Raw genomic sequence first — 16,232 nt, 5'->3', positions numbered from 1 at the left:
ACGATGGGCAGATCGACCTCGGGAAGATCATCGGGATGAACGGCTCGAAGCGGACATCCGGCGTCGTCCATCCATTGTGCCGATGCACTGCCGAAGCAAGCTTCCACGGAACCCGCCACGTAGACGAACCCGCCTGGACCACCCGACTCCTGTCGATAATGGAAGAGTACGCCGGGAATGATCTGCGCAAGACGCGCCTGCCTGTCCTCCAGTGCGCGAAGGGCTAGCTTGAAAGCACGCACGTCGGAATCGTCCGTCCACCGACCCAACCATGCGATCCCGCTATCCGACAGGCGCAGGCTTCGGAATGTCTGATTGAAGAATCGCCCTGCTGTAGCGGTTTCCACCGTCGGAAACGGGCGCTCCACGGGTGTCCTTGAGCCGGGCGGAACCCACGCATAGGTCTCGCCGTCCATGGCCTCGGAAGTGCCACCAGCGCACGCGTCACGATCGGCATGCCATTTCTTGCATGCGCGGTTTGCATGGGGAACCTGACGGTCGTCGTCTTCGACATACAGCGGATGGGACGAAGCGTTGAGCCGGGAGCGATGCAGATGGCATTGCCGACGGGCCTGCAAGTGACGCGCGCGCATCCAGATCATGGATATGGCGCAGGACGCGATCACTCCCAACAAGATCCAGATCGCCCCGTACCCTTCCGGTGAAATGCCAAGCGGAGCCATGTACGAAGCCGACGGCCTGGCGGTCGACGGGCGAGCCTGTCGCCTGTTCGCCCTCGCCTGCCCATCCGATGCCCATGTCGGCACGTGCGCATTGCCACCATGACAGGCGGCGTAGTGCCTGGACTGAACCATCGGGTGACGCGTGAGCCATGTACGCAACCACCGGTGGTGCGACATCCATGTCGCCGTCCTTCCAGCTCTCCTGGCTGTCCACCCCATGCCACCACTCCGACCGCTCCGTGAACACTTGCCGTCCGACGGCCCTGAAGGCCTCAGGCACCTGTCGAATGGACGCATACCGGATCCTTCCGATGCCGGCCCCTCCGGGCAGCGAAATCGCAGATTCCGAAAGTTCCGAAGCGTGCAGGCATTGTCGGGCGATCCTCCCCCAGACGGGTATCAGGCACATCCCGAAAGAAAGACGGAAGGCTCTTGCTCAATCCGTGATTCTTAAGACGTTTCGCAACCGCCTCGTCTCACGCCGCATGCAAATCCGTTCGCCGGAACGGCTTGCACCTTCCGTCGCCGCCACGTAGAATTCGCGGCTCTCTGCCGGAATAGCTCAGTTGGTAGAGCGGCGCATTCGTAATGCGTAGGTCGCAGGTTCGACTCCTGTTTCCGGCACCAGCTCAAGAAAAAAGCCCGCCAATGGCGGGCTTTTTTTGTGGCCTTTCCAGCCGGTAATAGCCGGCCAGGCGCGCCTCAGAGGCGCGCGGAACCGCTGTTGCCGGCGATACGCAGCTCTTTGGGCAAGGCAAAAATAATGGTTTCCGCCTCACCGTCCAGCTCACGCACCTCACCCGCACCCCACGACTGAAGGCGAGCAATCACATCGCGGACGAGTTTTTCGGGCGCCGAAGCGCCTGCCGTCAGGCCGATGCGGCTCACGCCGTCGAGCCACGAGCGCTCGATGTGCTCTGCGCCGTCGATCAGAAATGAGCGAACGCCCTGCTTTTCCGCCAACTCGCGCAGCCGGTTGGAGTTGGAACTGTTGACGGAACCAACCACCAGCACGAGATCCACTGCCTCGGCCAGGCGGCGCACGGCGTCCTGTCGATTCTGCGTCGCATAGCAAATGTCGTCTTTGCGGGGCCCCTCGACGTCGGGATACTTCTCACGCAATGCCGCGATGATGGCCTTGGTGTCGTCGACCGAAAGCGTCGTCTGCGTCACATACGACAGCGCGTGGGGGAATCGGGGCTGCATGGCAGTCACGCATTCCACGGACTCGACCAGCAGGATTTCACCCTCATTGGCCGGATTCCACTGTCCCATGGTCCCTTCGACCTCAGGATGCCCCGCGTGGCCGATCAGCACCACGCTACGCCCGGTGCGCCCGAGGCGCGCCACTTCCATGTGCACCTTGGTCACCAGCGGACAGGTGGCATCAAATACGTTCAGTCCTCGCCGGTCGGCCTCTTCGCGCACGGCCTTGGACACGCCATGGGCACTGAAGATGACCGTGGATCCATCCGGCACTTCGTCCAGCTCCTCCACGAACACCGCCCCACCCGCGCGGAGCTTGTCCACGACATAGCGATTGTGGACCACCTCGTGGCGGACATAGATCGGGGCGCCATAGGCCTCCAGCGCACGCTCGACGATGGCAATGGCGCGGTCGACGCCAGCACAGAACCCACGGGGATTGGCGAGCAGAATGTCCAAGAAGCAGCCTCAGCGGTCAGACGAGTCGCGGCAAGTCGCCGCGCAGACAGGAATTATCGCACGCCCTCGGCGGCCTTGCCGGTGAACATGCCGAAGGCGATCAGCAGCACGGCGCCCACCGTAATGCCGCAATCGGCCACGTTGAAGACCGGATAGTGCCAATCGCGGTAATAGACCTGAATGAAATCGGTCACCTTGGCCTGGTGCAGCCGATCGACGAGGTTGCCCACGGCACCGCCAACGATCAGGGCCAGCGGCAGGGCCGTACGCCAGTCGGAGCGCGCCGTGCGCTTGAGCCAGACGCCGAGCACGCCGCTGATGACGACGGCCAGCGCCACGAAGAACCAGCGCTGCCAGCCTTGTCCGTCAGCCAGAAAACTAAAGGCGGCACCGGTATTGAAGGCCAGCGTCCAGTTCAGGAAGCCCGGGATGACTTCATGTGGCATGCCAGCCGGCTGGAGTGCATCGAGCGCCCAGATTTTGGTGACCTGGTCAAGCGCGATGACCAGCATCGACAGCCACAGCCAGGAAAGTGCGTTGGGTTTGATGCTCATGATGTTCCGTCAGAAATATCCGCGCGCCCTTCCCCATCCGCGCCGCGACAAGGCGCAGACGGGTCAATGGTCACGATCAGAACCAGCGCCGATCCTCGCCGGCTCCTTCCACATTGGTCACGCATCGACCGCAGAGTTCCGGATGCTCGTGGTGGTGGCCCACGTCATCGCGCAACTGCCAGCAGCGCACGCACTTGATCGCGCTGCTTACCGTAGCGGACACCCAGACATCGGCGCCTTCCAGCTCGGAGAGCACGGCGTTCTCGGGCTGCGCACCGGCCACGTCCAGACGCAGATCGGAGGTAATGAAGAAGAAGCGCAGCTCCTCCGCAGCCGGTGTGTAACGCGCCACCAGTGCCGGATCGGCATGGATGGCGAGCTTCGCTTCCAGCGAGGCACCGATGTCGCCCGCCTTGCGCATGCCTTCGAGCACGCGAGAGGCGGTCTCGCGGATAGCCAGCAGGTCGGACCAGTAGCGACGCTGCTCCGGCGAGCCCTGGGTGGGCGTGAGGCCTTCATACCAGGTTTCGAACAACACGCTTTCGCTTCGCTCGCCCGGCAGGGCCTTCCAGATTTCCTCGGCGGTGAAGCTCAGCACCGGCGCCAGCCAGCGCACCAGCGCTTCGACGATGCGGTACATCGCACTCTGCGCGCTACGACGGCCGCGGCTGTCGGTGGGCATCGTGTAGAGGCGATCCTTGGTGATATCCAGGTACAGCGCGCCCAGCTCGTTGGTGCAGTAGTTCTGCACGCGCTGGACGATCTCCGGAAAATCGTAGCGATCATACGCCGCCGCCACCGCCTGCTGCGTGTCGTAGGCCTGCTGCACGGCCCACTGGTCGAGCAGGATGCACTCTTCCACCGGCAGCAGGTGCTTCGCCGGATCGAAGCCGTCCAGGTTGCCCAGCAGGAAGCGAGCGGTGTTGCGGATACGGCGATACATATCCGACACGCGCTTGAGGATTTCGTCCGACAGGGACATCTCGTTGCGGTAGTCGGTGGAACAGATCCACAGGCGCAGGATGTCGGCGCCGAGGGTCTTCATGATGTCCTGCGGCTCGATGCCGTTGCCCAGCGACTTGGACATCTTGCGACCCTGCGCATCCACGGTGAAGCCGTGGGTGAGCACGTCATCGTAGGGCGCGCGGCCATGGATGGCCGTCGACGTGAGCAGTGACGACTGGAACCAGCCGCGATGCTGATCCGAACCTTCGAGGTACATCACCTTGTACGACTTGGCATCGCCCTGCTGCAGTTCCGGACGCTGGCCGATCACGGCGAAATGCGTGACGCCCGAGTCGAACCACACGTCAAGCACGTCGGTGACCTTTTCGTACTCGGAGGCCTGGTCGCCCAGCAGCTCAGCCGCGTCGAGCGCATACCACGCATCGATGCTGCCCTTCTCCACGTGCCTGGCAACCTGCTCCATCAGCGCGACGGAATCCGGATGCGGTTCCTGGGTGCGCTTGTGGATGAACAGAGCGATCGGCACGCCCCAGGTACGCTGGCGCGAGATACACCAGTCCGGACGATCGCCGACCATGCCGGCGATACGCTCCTCACCCCAGCCAGGCACCCACTTCACCTGCTTGATGGACGCCAGCGCCGTCTTGCGCAGGCCTTCCTTTTCCATGCTGATGAACCACTGCGGCGTGGCGCGGAAGATCACCGGCGTCTTGTGACGCCAGCAGTTGGGATAGCTGTGTTCAATCTTTGCATGCGCCAACAACACGCCACGATCGCGCAGCACGTTGACGATGATGTCATTGGCTTTCCAGATGTGCTGGCCAGCCAGCACGACGTCGCCCGCCGGCGGCGTGTCAGCACAGTAGGTGCCGCGCGACTCGACGAGATTCAGCGTATTGATGCCGTACTTGCGCGACACCACGAAGTCTTCCACGCCGTGATCCGGCGAAGTGTGCACGGCGCCGGTACCGTCTTCGGCCGACACGTGGTCGCCGAGCAGGACGGGGATGTCACGCGTGTAGAACGGATGCTGGAGCAGCACGTTTTCCAGCGCCGCGCCAGCCACGTGACCGAGCACCTTCGGTTGCTCGACCCCATACCGATGCATGGCCTTCTCGACCAGCGCCGAAGCGATCACCAACAGCACGCGCTGGCCGCCACGCGACACGCCTTCGACCAGCGAGTACTCGAGATCCTCGCCCAGCGAAACGGCCTGGCTTTCCGGCAGTGTCCAGGGCGTGGTGGTCCAGATCGGCACAGCGACGATGGCATCGCCCGCATCCACGCCGAACTTCGCCGCAAGCGCCTTCGGCTCAAGCGCGTCGTAGGCCACGTCGACAGCCGGGGAGACCTTGTCGCCGTACTCGATCTCGGCTTCGGCCAGGGCCGAGCCGCAATCGAAGCACCAGTAGACCGGCTTGGCACCGCGCACCACGTGCCCATTGGCGACGATGCGCGACAGCGCGCGGATCATGTCCGCTTCGAACTTGAAATCCATCGTGCGATAGGGGTTTTCCCAGTCGCCCAGCACGCCCAGGCGCTTGAAGTCGCCGCGCTGCAGATCGATTTGCTGCTGCGCGTATTCGCGGCACTTCTGGCGGAAGGCCACGGCGTCGAGCTTGTCGCCCGCCTTGCCGTGCTTTTTCTCGACCGCGATTTCGATCGGCAGGCCGTGGCAATCCCATCCGGGCACGTAAGGCGCCCGGAAACCGGCCATAAGGCGCGACTTCACGGTCACGTCCTTCAGCACCTTGTTCACGGCATGACCCAGGTGAATCGCGCCATTGGCGTACGGCGGGCCATCGTGCAGCACGAACACCTTGTCGCGGTTGGCTGTCTGCGCCTGGATCTGCGCATAGCGGCCCACCTTCTCCCAGTCGGCCAGCCAGCCCGGCTCGCGCTTGGGCAGATCGCCGCGCATGGGGAATTCCGTCTGCGGCAGGTTGATGGTGTTCTTGTAATCCTGGGTCATTGCTCGGGTGCCAATGGGGAGTCAGGACGCGGCCTGTGGGCCGTCGCCGTCAATGGGGGTGACCGGGGTCGGGCGAAAGCCCAAACGTTACCGGATTTGAGGCCGTTACGCCTCGGCCAGACGCGGATTCATGCCCAGAATCTCGCGTGCCTGGCGGGCGTCAAGATGCATCTGGGCGGTCAGAGCATCCAGGCCGTCGAATTTCATCTCGTCGCGCAACTTGGCCACGAACTCGACCGCCATGCGCTGGCCGTAGAGATCGCCCTCGAAATCGAACAAATGGACTTCCAGCAACGGCTCCGGCACCTGATTGACAGTCGGGCGTACGCCCAGGCTGGCCACGGCCGGCCAGCTGCATTCGCTTTCGCCCAGGCCCACGCGCACGGCGAAGATTCCGTGGATCGGACTGACGCGATCGCGCAGGTGGATGTTGGCGGTGGGAAAGCCCAGCGTGCGACCCAGCTGGTTGCCGTATTCCACCTTGCCTTCCATGACAAACGGGCGCCCAAGGAGCGGCGCCGTGCCCGCGAACTCACCGGCGGCGAGCAGCATGCGTACGCGCGTCGCCGAGACGCGGGTGCCTTCCAGCAGAACGGGCGGCATGGTGCGCGCCACAAAACCGCAGGACGGCCCCATGGCTTCGAGCATGGCGACATCGCCGCCGCGCTTGTGGCCGAAACGAAAATCACCGCCCACCCAGACTTCGCGGGCGCCAAGCCGGTCAACCAGAACCTGCCGGACGAAATCCTCCGCCGACATGGCGGTGAGGTCCTGGTTAAAGCGCATCAGCAGCGTGTGGTCGATGCCCGCCGCGGCGAAGCCAAGCAGCTTCTCGCGCACGCTCGACAGGCGCGCCACGGGTTCTTTCGAGAAAAAGGCACGCGGCAAGGGTTCGAAACTTACGGCCATGGGCGTGCAGCCGAGCACCTGGGCGCGCTCGCGCACCTGTGAAAGCAAGGCCTGGTGGCCCCGATGCAAGCCGTCGAAGGCACCCACGGCAACGACGCTGCCGCCGGGCGCCAGGCACGGGCCGGCGACATCCCTGGAAAGTCTCATCATCCCGGGAGTATAGCGGGCGTGACGCGCCTCGCGGGGCTTAAACGCCCCGCAGATCCCGCATCCGGAAGCCCGCTGCGAACAGCGTCCCCAGATAGGCCAGCCCACCGGCGCCGACCAGCACGGCCAGATGCCAGATGCGCGTCCACTTGGAGACATCCGTCCATTCCGGCCAGACCCAGAGCCCGACCAGCAGCACGGCGATCATCACACCGCAGGAAAGCGCCAATCGCACAAGATGGCGCGCCCACCCGGCTTGACGCTCGTAGACGCCCGCCTTGCGCAGCCAGTACCAGAGCAGGCCGAGATTCACATAGCTGGCGATGGCGCTGGCGATTCCCAAGGCCATGTGCAGGCCCGGCACGCTGGCGAGCCCATCAAGCAGGCTGCCCTGCCGCGCTTCGGCGGGCGCCCAGAGCCGAAACAGCAGCAGCAGGAAAATCACGTTCAGGACCATATTCGCCACGAGCGAGGCGACACCGGCCCGAACCGGCGTGCGCGTGTCCTGGCGGGCATAGAACGCCGGCAGCACGACCTTGACCAGCGCAAACGCCGGCAGACCAAAGCTCAGCGCCGAAATCGACAGCGTTGCCATGCGGGTATCAAACGCCGTGAAACGACCGTGCTGGAAAAGCGTCGCCACGAGCGGCTCGGCGAGCAACATCAGGCCAAACATGGCCGGGACGGCGATGATCAGCGTCGTACGCAGCCCCCAGTCGAGGGCTTTTGAGAACCCCGCGCTGTCCGTCGCCACATGATGGCGCGACAGCGACGGCAGGATCACCGTGCCCAGGGCCACGCCGAACACGCCCAGCGGCAGTTCCAGGAAGCGATCGGCCTGGGACAGCCAGCTCTGCGAGCCTACGAACAGCAGCGAGGCGATGACCGTATCCAGCAGCAGGTTGATCTGCGCCACCGACGAGCCGAACAGCGTTGGCACCATCAACCTGAGAATGCGACGAACGTCCGGATGGCTCCAGCCCCAGCGCGGCAAGGTAAGCAGGTCCAGCCGGGCCAGCGCGGGCAACTGGAACAGCAGCTGCAGGATGCCTGCCGCCAGGATCGCCCAGCCCATCGCCATGATCGGCGTATGCATGCGCGGCGCCAGCCACAGGGCGCCGCCAATCATGCAGAGGTTGAGGATCACCGGGGTGAGCGCCGGGAGACCGAAGCGATGGAAGCTGTTGAGTGCCCCGCCGCTCAATGCCGTCAACGAAACGAACAGGAGGAACGGAAAGGTCAGCCGCAGCAGGTCGACCGTCAGCTCGAACTTGTCGGGGGTTTCGACGGCACCGGGCGAAAACAGCGTCGTCACCTGGGGCGCAAAGATCACACCCAGTGCGGTGATGATCATCAGCACGCCGCCCAGGGTGCCTGAGACACGCGACATCAGCACCTTGAGGTCTTCGTGGGTCCGCTTCTCCTTCACCTCCGTGAAGACCGGCACGAAGGCCGTGGAAAAGGACCCTTCGGCGAACAGGCGGCGCATGAAGTTCGGGATGCGGAATGCCACCCAGAAGGCGTCGGTGGCCGCGCTGGCGCCGAACTGCATGTTGATCGACATGTCGCGGACCAGGCCGAGCACGCGCGAAACCATGGTCATGCTGCTGAACGACAGCAGGCCTCGGAACATGCTGGGGGACTTCATGCGAGCGCGAAAACCTTCTTTGGTGGACAATGCGCGGGAAGCCGGTGTGCCACGCCCCCTTCGAGGGCGCTAGTTTGACAGCCCCTCCGGGCAAGATGACAGCCACGCTCATGGCAATTTCGAGGCTTCCTCCAGGGACCCGGCCGTGCCGACGCCCGGTGCCAGAGCGGCCAATATTGGCTAAGCGGTTGACGTAGCGCCAACTTTGACCACATAATTACCGCCTTTTTCCAACCCCAACGATTTCGGAGTTCTACCTTGGCCAACATCAAGTCCGCGAAGAAGCGCGCGCGCCAGTCCGAGCAGCGCCGCCTGCGCAACGTCAGCGCCCGTTCCATGGTGCGCACTGCCCTCAAGAAGGTCGTCAAGGCCATTGAGGCCAAGGACAAGGCTGCCGCGGTTGAAGCGTTTGCCGCTGCCCAGCCGGTCATGGATCGCTACGCCGCTCGCGGCCTGATCCACAAGAACAAGGCCGCTCGTCATAAGAGCCGCCTCAACGCGAAGATCCGCGAGCTGGCGTAAGCCAGCTTCCACGCGACTCGGGTTGGACGAGAAAGGCCGGCTTTCGCCGGCCTTTTTCATGCCTGTACTCAGGCAGCGTCTTTGATGGACCCGTGTGGGCGGCCATCCACCGGGCGACCGCATGCGCGGGCACCCGGCACGATCAGCCCACAGGCCGTGTTTTACGCCGCAGCGCTTTCCGCCCGGGCCTTCTCAGGCAGCGCAAGTCGACGCTCCGACTCGTCGTAATCGATCAGCAGCACGCCCGAATCGTGGCGGCCATTGATGTCGACGAAGCAGGCGCCGCCAATGAATGGCTCCAGCGTCATCACCGACTTCAGCGGCGTTGCCACCACCATCTGGAAACCGAAGTTCTCGAAGATGTTCATCGCAAGCGCGGTGAACTCGTTGTCGGCCTTGTCGAACGCCTCGTCGAGCACCACCGGCGCGTAGCGCGGCAGATGGCCGTCTTCGCCACCGAGCTGGTAGCGCAGCGCCGCTGCGAGGCAGGTGGTCGCCAGCTTCTGGCGCTGGCCACCGGACTTGCCGGCACCGCTGCGGTACACCTCAACCTGGCGTCGCGTTTCCGCTTCCACTTCGACGCCGACAAACTCCACATGCAGGCGCACGTCCAGCACCTGCTCGCGCCAGCGACGATGCTCCGGATCCTCGGCACCCAGACGCTCGACCAGGCGGCGAAGCACGCCGAACTGGGACTCGGCCAGCTCGCGATCTTCCGTGGCACCCTGCATCAGCACATCGCGCAGTTGCGACTGGAAATCGCGCACATCCTGGACGCCCCGATCGGATACCTCGATCTGCAGCAGCGTGCCACGGTTGAACGGCACACGCTCCAGACTCTCGTTGACCTCTTCCATGCGCTGGCCAATGGCTTTACGCGCCTCGGTCATGTGCTTCTGCAGCACCAGCAAGTCCTGCTTGCTCTGGCTCTGGAGAAGCTCGAAGAAGCGCGACTCATGCTTGGGCAGGCCGTCAAGCTCCAGGCGACGAAGCCGCGCCAGGAAGCCTTCCACCGAATCGATGCGCGGCGTGAAATCCGCGCTGTCCTGCGGCCACTTGCGGCAGAACGTGCGGAAACACTCTTCGACGGCCTGCACCAGGCGGTTGTCCTGCGCCGCCTGACCGTTCAACAGATCGTGAAGTCCGCGCTCCAGGGTACGGAACTGGCTGTCGATATTGTCGAGCGACAACGTCGGTTGGGACGGTAGCTTCGACTGCAGGCCTTCCATCTGTACCGGCGTCAGCGATATCGCACCCACACGCGAGGCGCAAGCGTCTCGCTGGGATTGGAGGCCGCGTCGCTCGCGCTCCACTGCAATGCGCTCTGCCGAGGACTCCTCAAAAGCCATCGCCGCCTGCTGACGCTGGCGACGCTCGTCCTCCAGCTGCCGCGCCACCTGCGCGAGGCTTGCGTCGCCATGCGCCAGCTCGGCCAGACGCTCCTCGATATCGGCGATACGCTGCAGCTTCGGCGCGACGTCAATCTCATCCCACTCGGCCTGCGCCACCGTCGACGCGGCAAGGCGACGCTCGCCACCCTTGTCGCGCTCCTGGCGCAGCCCACCAAGCGCATCGCTGTTGCGCGCAATGGAGCCCGCCAGATCGGCACCCTCTTTCTCGAAGACCGACAGCTTGTCGCGATTGTCGAAGCCAAGGATCCAGTGACGACGGTCGTCGACGGCACGACGGTCGTCCTTCTCGAACCGGTCGCCTGGATGCTTGACCTGCCCCTCGCGCGTGATGGCGCGATCGGCGTTGCGAAGCTGCGCCGCGGTATCGACGCAAGCGTAGTCAAAACGGCGCGCAAGTTCCGCTTGCAGCCACTCGCCATGCGCGTGATCGCGCACAGCCAGGCGGTGCACCAGCGATCGCGCGTCGGGGCGATGACGACTGAATGCGTCACCCTTGCCCACGCGGTAATAAACCAGCTTGCCGCCGAGGTGCGTCTTGTTCACCCACGCGGCGACTTCCGCATGCCTCTGCTCGTCCACCAGCATCGACATGGCGAACCCGTGCAGCACGCGTTCGATGGCACCGCGCCACGCGGCGTGTTCATCCTTGACCTGCAGAAGCTCGCCAACGAATGGAAGTGCGTTTTCAGACCAGCCAAGGTCCTGACACAGGCGCGCACGCATGGCCTGCATGGGAGCCGGGATATTCGACGGATGTCGCTTGAGGGCTTCGATCTCCGAACGCACCGCCGCGAAGCGTTGCGCCACCGCACCGCCGTCGCGCTTGAGCGCGTCCATTTTTTCTTCCAGCGACGCGGCATGCCCGGATGCGCCTGACATCAGCTCACGCGCCTGTCCCGCCAGTTCGGCAAAGCCGCGTGCTGTGCCCGGCAGGGTCCAGCCCAGCTCAGCGCATGCGGTCTCGATGCGGGTACGGCGACGCAGGCGCTCGTCACGCTCGCGCTGCACGTGTTCGCGCTCGCGCTCTAGCTGATCGACGGCATCACCACCCTGCTCGCGGCGCTGGCGCTCCAGGTCGGCAAGTCGCTGGTCGTGATTCTCAAGCAGTTGCTTACGCTGCGACTGCTCGCCTTCCAGAGCCTGCGCCTGTACCTGCAATTCGGCCAGACGGCCATCGAGCAGCATCAGGCGGCGCTGTTCGCGATAGATGTCCACGCCCTGCTGCTGCTCACGGATTTCGCCCGTGGTTCGCCGCAGTGTCATCAGCGCTTCGTAGGCATCGCGCGCGGGCAACAAGGTGCCAACCTGCTCGCGCGCCAGCACGACCGCCTTGTGCGCCGCGTCCAGCTCGCCGAAGTCCGCCACGAGGCGATCGGCAGCATCGAAGGTCTGCGGCTCTTCGAGCATGAAGTTGCGCAGGAAGTGATTGAGGTCGCCCAGATTCTTCGCCGACTGCGTTTTGTGCAGCAGCTTGAGCGCCATGTCGTTTTGGATGCCCAGCAAACGACGGAAACGCTCGGCATAGCCGGCGAACGCGTCGAAGTGCTGGACGTCGTCACCCAGTCGTGACTTCAGCTGGCGCAGATCGAGATCGAAGCCCTGCATGTCCGTGGCGATGTCGAAGGGCCGCTCGCACACCATGTAGTGCTTGCGCACGTCGGCAGCGGCAGAGCCCGATCCGGCGATCCAGAACAGGCGCACCAGCGACACCACTTCGCCCAGCGCATTGCGGTATTCCATCGCCAGCGCCGACCAGGTCGTGCCCTTGCGCAGGTACTGCGTCGAGATTTCGCCCGAATCGCTGTCGTGCTGGTCAGCCCAGGCACCGCGCACATACGACGCGAGGCTGCGATCGCGCCCGCTGCGGTCAGCTTCGCGAGCGGCTGCGTTGAAGTCCACCAGACTCGGCGGCACCAGCAGTGCCGACATGGCATCGAGCAAGGTCGACTTGCCCGAGCCTGAGCGACCGACAAACAGGAACCCCTTCTCGGCAATCGGTACATCGACCAGGCCGCTAAAGGTGCCCCAGTTGAAGACCTGCAAGCGGCGCATACGGAACTGCTCGTCGCGCGGATCGGGCAGATCGGAAAGAAACAGCGAGTTGGCGACGGGCTTGGCCGCACGCGCCGGCTTGGCAACGACGGCGGGCGCCACGTCCGGGACGAGCGCAGCTTCAATCACCGGAGCAACCTCAGGGGCTTTCGCCTTGACGATCGCGGATGCCTTGGCTTTGGCGACAGGCACCTTTTTCGACGGCTTGGCTTTGGGCTTCGCCACCTTCACGGCAGCCGAGCCTGATTTGCGCGGGGCGCCGGGAGCGGCCTTCTTTGCCGCCTTGCCTGCGGCCTTCTTGGCCGACTTCTTCTTGTCACTCACCCGACAATTCCTCCACGACCGTCTCGCCACGCAGCTCGCGATACACCTGGGTCAACGCCAGCACATCCTCAGCGGAGAACATGAGCTTCAGGGCCGGAGTCACCTCATAGCGCTCTTCGCTGCCACGCAGGCGTTCCAGCACGCGGTTCTCGCGCATCTTGCCGATCGCCGCGACGACGCGTTTGGCGAAACCGGCACGATCGGTGGAAACGTTCTTTTCGTAAACGGACAGGGCATCCACCAGCGCGGCCTCTTCCACGACCGCGCGCACGCCCTGGGCATCGGCCTCTACCAACTGCTGGCGCAGATGCAGCAGCAGCACGGTATCGATGAAAGTCAGAGGGTGGCTGCGCAGCAGGACCGGCGTATCAAGCTCGCCGGTATCGGCCTGGCGCACGAAGGCGATACCCGCCTCGCGATCCATCACCAGTTCGAGGAACATCTCGCTCAGCAGCGAACGCAGGGTGGTTTCAAAGCGCTGCAAGGCCGCCCAGAGGGCCTCCTGGCGCATCGCATCGATGCTCGGACCGGCGAGCAACTGGCACAGCGCACGACGCGCCTCGACCGGCAGCACGCCCGTATCGCCCGCAAACAAGCCCGTCCCGGGTTCCGGCGCGGGTTCAACGACCACGTCGATGCGCTCGTCTTCAAGCAAGTTCATGTCGCTTTTCCTTGGTGAACCACACGAGCGGAATGCGGGCATGTCGCCACTGTCCATCGCCGCCCTGCCAGGAAACGTCTTCCGTCCCGCCTTCCGACACCACACCGTGGCGCGTCGCCAGCGAAAGGAAACCGATGATGCTGCCGAGGCCCTGCTCGGCGGGATGCGCGTCCAGTACCTGCGCAATCGACAGCTGATCGCGCGAGGCCAGCAGGCCGTGAATGTCGCGCTTGAGACCGCGGAAGTTGATTTCGGACTGCGCGACCAGTTCGCCCACGCTGTCGAGCGAGATCATCGCGCCGCCGCTGCGCTCGACGTTCCCGTCCACCCTGGCATGGCGTGGATCGTGGAGCCGCCACTGCGACAACGAGCGCAATCGCGCCGACGTCAGCGGAAGAATGAATGGCGTGCGCCGACCCGCGGCCGTTTCATCGCGCAACTGCAGGGCTTCGGCTTGCGCCTGCTTCAGCAGCTGATTCAGATGCCGCTGCTCAAGATAGCCACGACTTTGCACGAAACCGCGCAGGCCACGCACGAAATGCTGCATGACATCGCGCACCTGACTGCCACGCTCGAGCATCACGCCAGTAAAGCCGCGCAACAGGACGCGCTCATCGCGTTGCAGGCGTCGGGCGAAGTTGCGCGACAGAAGCGTTTCCATCGCGTTGTCGAGCTGGATGCTCTGCTCGACATTGTTGAGCAGGTTCCAGAAGGCCTGGAAGCTGCGCCCGGCGTCGCTCTCGCCGATCACATCCACGCCTTCGAACAAGCGATCCAGCAATTCGCCACGCTGCGCATCGTCATCGATGATGCGTTCGCGGAACTCGCGATTGAGCCTTTCGAAATCGTCGCGCACGCGGCGGAAATCTTCCACCAGCTCGTCGGCCAGCTGGATGATTTCGCGGGTACGCTCCAGCGCGCGCTGGCCGTTGATCGCATCGACCTTGCCGCTGCGAACACGCTCCATTTCCGCATCGATGCGGTCGCGTTCGGCCTGCAGGGCCTGCAGACGCGAGGCCGGATCGGTGTCGGTCTGTTCGGCGAGTTGCGCCACCTGCTGGATGACCAGAGAAAGCCGGCTTTCCGTGGCGGCCTGGCGTCGGGCACTCAGACCGCCAATGAAGCGCACCGCCTGCGCCGCGGCTGCGGACAGTTCGTACTCTTCCTCGCTGGCGCCTTCCGGCAGCCGGCGCTCAAGGAAGCCCTGGGACAGCCAGTGGGCGATGTAGGCCGGCGCAGTGCGCGGCAACTCACGCGGCAGGTCCGAGGCGTTGATGGCATCGAGGTGATGCTGGAGGCGTTCATGCAGCGCCGATGCCGGCAAGCGGCGATCGGCGTCGTGAAGCAGGGTTTGCAGCAGGCCGACCAGCTCGGGAGCGTGATCGGCGGCGAGGAGCCGCCACAGGGCCTGGTCACGCAGCCGACGGTAGCCGGCGATGCGGTCATGCAGCTTCATGCGTCAGTGGTGCTCCTGCCGGCGATGGAAACGGTAACGCGAAGTATCAGTCGCGCGACGCTTCCCCGCGCAGACGCACGTCACCCGGCGACATGTCAGTACGGCCCTCGTGCGCTTCGCGCTGCGACTCGAAGAAGCGCTGGATGTGCTGGCAGACGTTCATCGTGTTGTCGCGCGCAATGGCCGACACCAGGAACCAAGGCTGGGTCCAGCCCAGGCGCGCGACGATGTCTTCAGCCACGGCCTGGCGCTCGTCTTCAGGCAGGACGTCGGCCTTGTTAAGCACCAGCCAGCGCGGACGATCCAGCAGCTCGGCGTCGAACTTCTGCAGCTCGTGCTCGATGGCGCGCACCTGCTCCACCACATCCGTACCGTCGATCGGCGCGATGTCCACCAGATGCAGCAACAGGCGCGTGCGCGACACGTGGCGCAGGAACTGGATACCCAGGCCATGGCCTTCCGCGGCGCCCTCGATCAGGCCCGGGATGTCGGCGATAACGAAGCTCTGGTCCGTGCCCAGGCTGACCACGCCCAGGTTCGGGTGCAGCGTGGTGAACGGATAGTCGGCCACGCGCGGCGTCGCGGCGGACACGGCGCGGATAAAGGTCGACTTGCCTGCATTCGGGAAACCCAGCAGGCCCACGTCAGCCAGCAGCTTGAGCTCGAGCTTCAGTTCACGTACGTCACCCGGCGTACCCGGCGTCGACTTGCGCGGCGCACGGTTCACCGAGCTCTTGAAATGGATATTGCCCAGGCCGCCCTTGCCGCCCTGGGCGACGAGCAGGCGCTGGCCGTGCACGGTGAGGTCGCCGATGACTTCGTCGGTGTCGACGTTGGTGACCACGGTGCCGATCGGCACGCGGATGTCGGTGTCTTCGCCACCTTTGCCGTACATGTCGCTACCCATGCCGTTCTGGCCGCGCTGAGCCTTGAAGCTGCGCTGGTGCCGGAAGTCGATCAGGGTATTGAGGCCTTCGTCAGCCACGAGCCACACGGAGCCACCATGGCCGCCGTCGCCGCCATCGGGACCGCCGAAGGGAATGAATTTTTCGCGACGGAAGCTGATGCATCCGTTGCCGCCGTCACCGGCGTGGACCTTGATGATGGCTTCGTCGACGAATTTCATGGGAATAGCCGGGAATCGGGGGAAGGGAAAAGTGAATCGCGAGGCCGCAATAGCGACATGGTAGAGGAACGTGGCCGCTTGCGCCGATTCCCTGCTGCCCATTCCCTATGACTAAGCTTCAAAAAAACAAAAGCC

The 16,232-nt window shown here is 64.4% G+C and carries 10 protein-coding genes, 1 tRNA gene and 1 pseudogene; 3 read left to right on the top strand and 9 right to left on the bottom strand.

Annotation, left to right across the window (positions count from 1 at the left end):
- Positions 1–600 precede the first annotated feature (600 nt).
- Positions 601–786: a hypothetical protein gene (locus tag EYV96_RS18695; RefSeq protein ID WP_165488554.1), complete on the top strand. Its 186-nt coding sequence runs from the start codon at positions 601–603 to the stop codon at positions 784–786.
- A gap of 448 nt (positions 787–1,234) precedes the next feature.
- A tRNA-Thr gene (locus tag EYV96_RS02000) sits at positions 1,235–1,310 on the top strand.
- Positions 1,311–1,385: 75 nt separating this feature from the next.
- On the opposite strand, the gene ispH is transcribed toward EYV96_RS02000, so the two are convergent.
- From ispH to murJ, 5 genes are all read right to left on the bottom strand, one after another.
- Positions 1,386–2,348, bottom strand: a complete 963-nt coding sequence (ispH, locus tag EYV96_RS01995) for a 4-hydroxy-3-methylbut-2-enyl diphosphate reductase (protein ID WP_131149847.1) — start codon at positions 2,346–2,348, stop codon at positions 1,386–1,388.
- Between the two features lie 53 nt (positions 2,349–2,401).
- Positions 2,402–2,902 carry a signal peptidase II gene (lspA, locus tag EYV96_RS01990; protein WP_131149846.1) on the bottom strand — a complete coding sequence of 167 codons (501 nt, stop codon included), beginning with the start codon at positions 2,900–2,902 and terminating at the stop codon, positions 2,402–2,404.
- Between the two features lie 76 nt (positions 2,903–2,978).
- Positions 2,979–5,840, bottom strand: coding sequence for an isoleucine--tRNA ligase (gene ileS, locus EYV96_RS01985; RefSeq protein ID WP_131149845.1), 2,862 nt, complete (start codon positions 5,838–5,840; stop codon positions 2,979–2,981).
- Between the two features lie 105 nt (positions 5,841–5,945).
- Positions 5,946–6,899, bottom strand: a complete 954-nt coding sequence (locus EYV96_RS01980; RefSeq protein WP_131149844.1) for a bifunctional riboflavin kinase/FAD synthetase — start codon at positions 6,897–6,899, stop codon at positions 5,946–5,948.
- A gap of 37 nt (positions 6,900–6,936) precedes the next feature.
- A complete protein-coding gene (gene murJ / locus EYV96_RS01975) occupies positions 6,937–8,544 on the bottom strand; it encodes a murein biosynthesis integral membrane protein MurJ (protein ID WP_131149843.1) in 1,608 nt (535 codons plus the stop codon).
- Between the two features lie 258 nt (positions 8,545–8,802).
- Between murJ and rpsT the strand changes: the two genes are divergently transcribed.
- Complete coding sequence (gene rpsT / locus EYV96_RS01970; protein ID WP_017460878.1) at positions 8,803–9,066, top strand: 30S ribosomal protein S20; 264 nt, start codon at positions 8,803–8,805, stop codon at positions 9,064–9,066.
- 167 nt (positions 9,067–9,233) lie between these two features.
- Here the strand turns inward: rpsT and EYV96_RS01965 are convergent.
- From EYV96_RS01965 to cgtA, 4 genes and pseudogenes are all read right to left on the bottom strand, one after another.
- Positions 9,234–12,632, bottom strand: a pseudogene (locus EYV96_RS01965) (ATP-binding protein); the annotation flags it as partial.
- Between the two features lie 214 nt (positions 12,633–12,846).
- Positions 12,847–13,515 (bottom strand): DUF4194 domain-containing protein, encoded by a 669-nt coding sequence (locus EYV96_RS01960; protein ID WP_131149842.1) that lies wholly within the window; start codon positions 13,513–13,515, stop codon positions 12,847–12,849.
- Positions 13,502–14,971: a DUF3375 domain-containing protein gene (locus tag EYV96_RS01955; RefSeq protein ID WP_131149841.1), complete on the bottom strand. Its 1,470-nt coding sequence runs from the start codon at positions 14,969–14,971 to the stop codon at positions 13,502–13,504. Before EYV96_RS01955 ends, EYV96_RS01960 begins: the two co-directional genes overlap by 14 nt.
- Positions 14,972–15,017: 46 nt before the next feature.
- A complete protein-coding gene (gene cgtA, locus EYV96_RS01950) occupies positions 15,018–16,097 on the bottom strand; it encodes an Obg family GTPase CgtA (protein WP_131149840.1) in 1,080 nt (359 codons plus the stop codon).
- Between the last annotated feature and the right edge of the window lie 135 nt (positions 16,098–16,232).

It is taken from the genome of Dyella terrae, assembly GCF_004322705.1.
In the GTDB taxonomy this organism is placed as follows: Bacteria; Pseudomonadota; Gammaproteobacteria; order Xanthomonadales; family Rhodanobacteraceae; genus Dyella_D; species Dyella_D terrae.
The sequence above is the reverse complement of the archived record's forward strand: the minus strand, read 5'-3'. Positions and strand labels throughout refer to the sequence as shown.

What these genes read in the sequence shown, in the direction of transcription:
- EYV96_RS01960 (WP_131149842.1), bottom strand. Translation starts at nt 13,515, where the DNA reads ATGAACTTGCTTGAAGACGAGCGCATCGACGTGGTCGTTGAACCCGCG.
- cgtA (WP_131149840.1), bottom strand. Translation starts at nt 16,097, where the DNA reads ATGAAATTCGTCGACGAAGCCATCATCAAGGTCCACGCCGGTGACGGC.
- EYV96_RS01955 (WP_131149841.1), bottom strand. Translation starts at nt 14,971, where the DNA reads ATGAAGCTGCATGACCGCATCGCCGGCTACCGTCGGCTGCGTGACCAG.
- lspA (WP_131149846.1), bottom strand. Translation starts at nt 2,902, where the DNA reads ATGAGCATCAAACCCAACGCACTTTCCTGGCTGTGGCTGTCGATGCTG.
- murJ (WP_131149843.1), bottom strand. Translation starts at nt 8,544, where the DNA reads ATGAAGTCCCCCAGCATGTTCCGAGGCCTGCTGTCGTTCAGCAGCATG.
- EYV96_RS01980 (WP_131149844.1), bottom strand. Translation starts at nt 6,899, where the DNA reads ATGATGAGACTTTCCAGGGATGTCGCCGGCCCGTGCCTGGCGCCCGGC.
- EYV96_RS18695 (WP_165488554.1), top strand. Translation starts at nt 601, where the DNA reads ATGGATATGGCGCAGGACGCGATCACTCCCAACAAGATCCAGATCGCC.
- ileS (WP_131149845.1), bottom strand. Translation starts at nt 5,840, where the DNA reads ATGACCCAGGATTACAAGAACACCATCAACCTGCCGCAGACGGAATTC.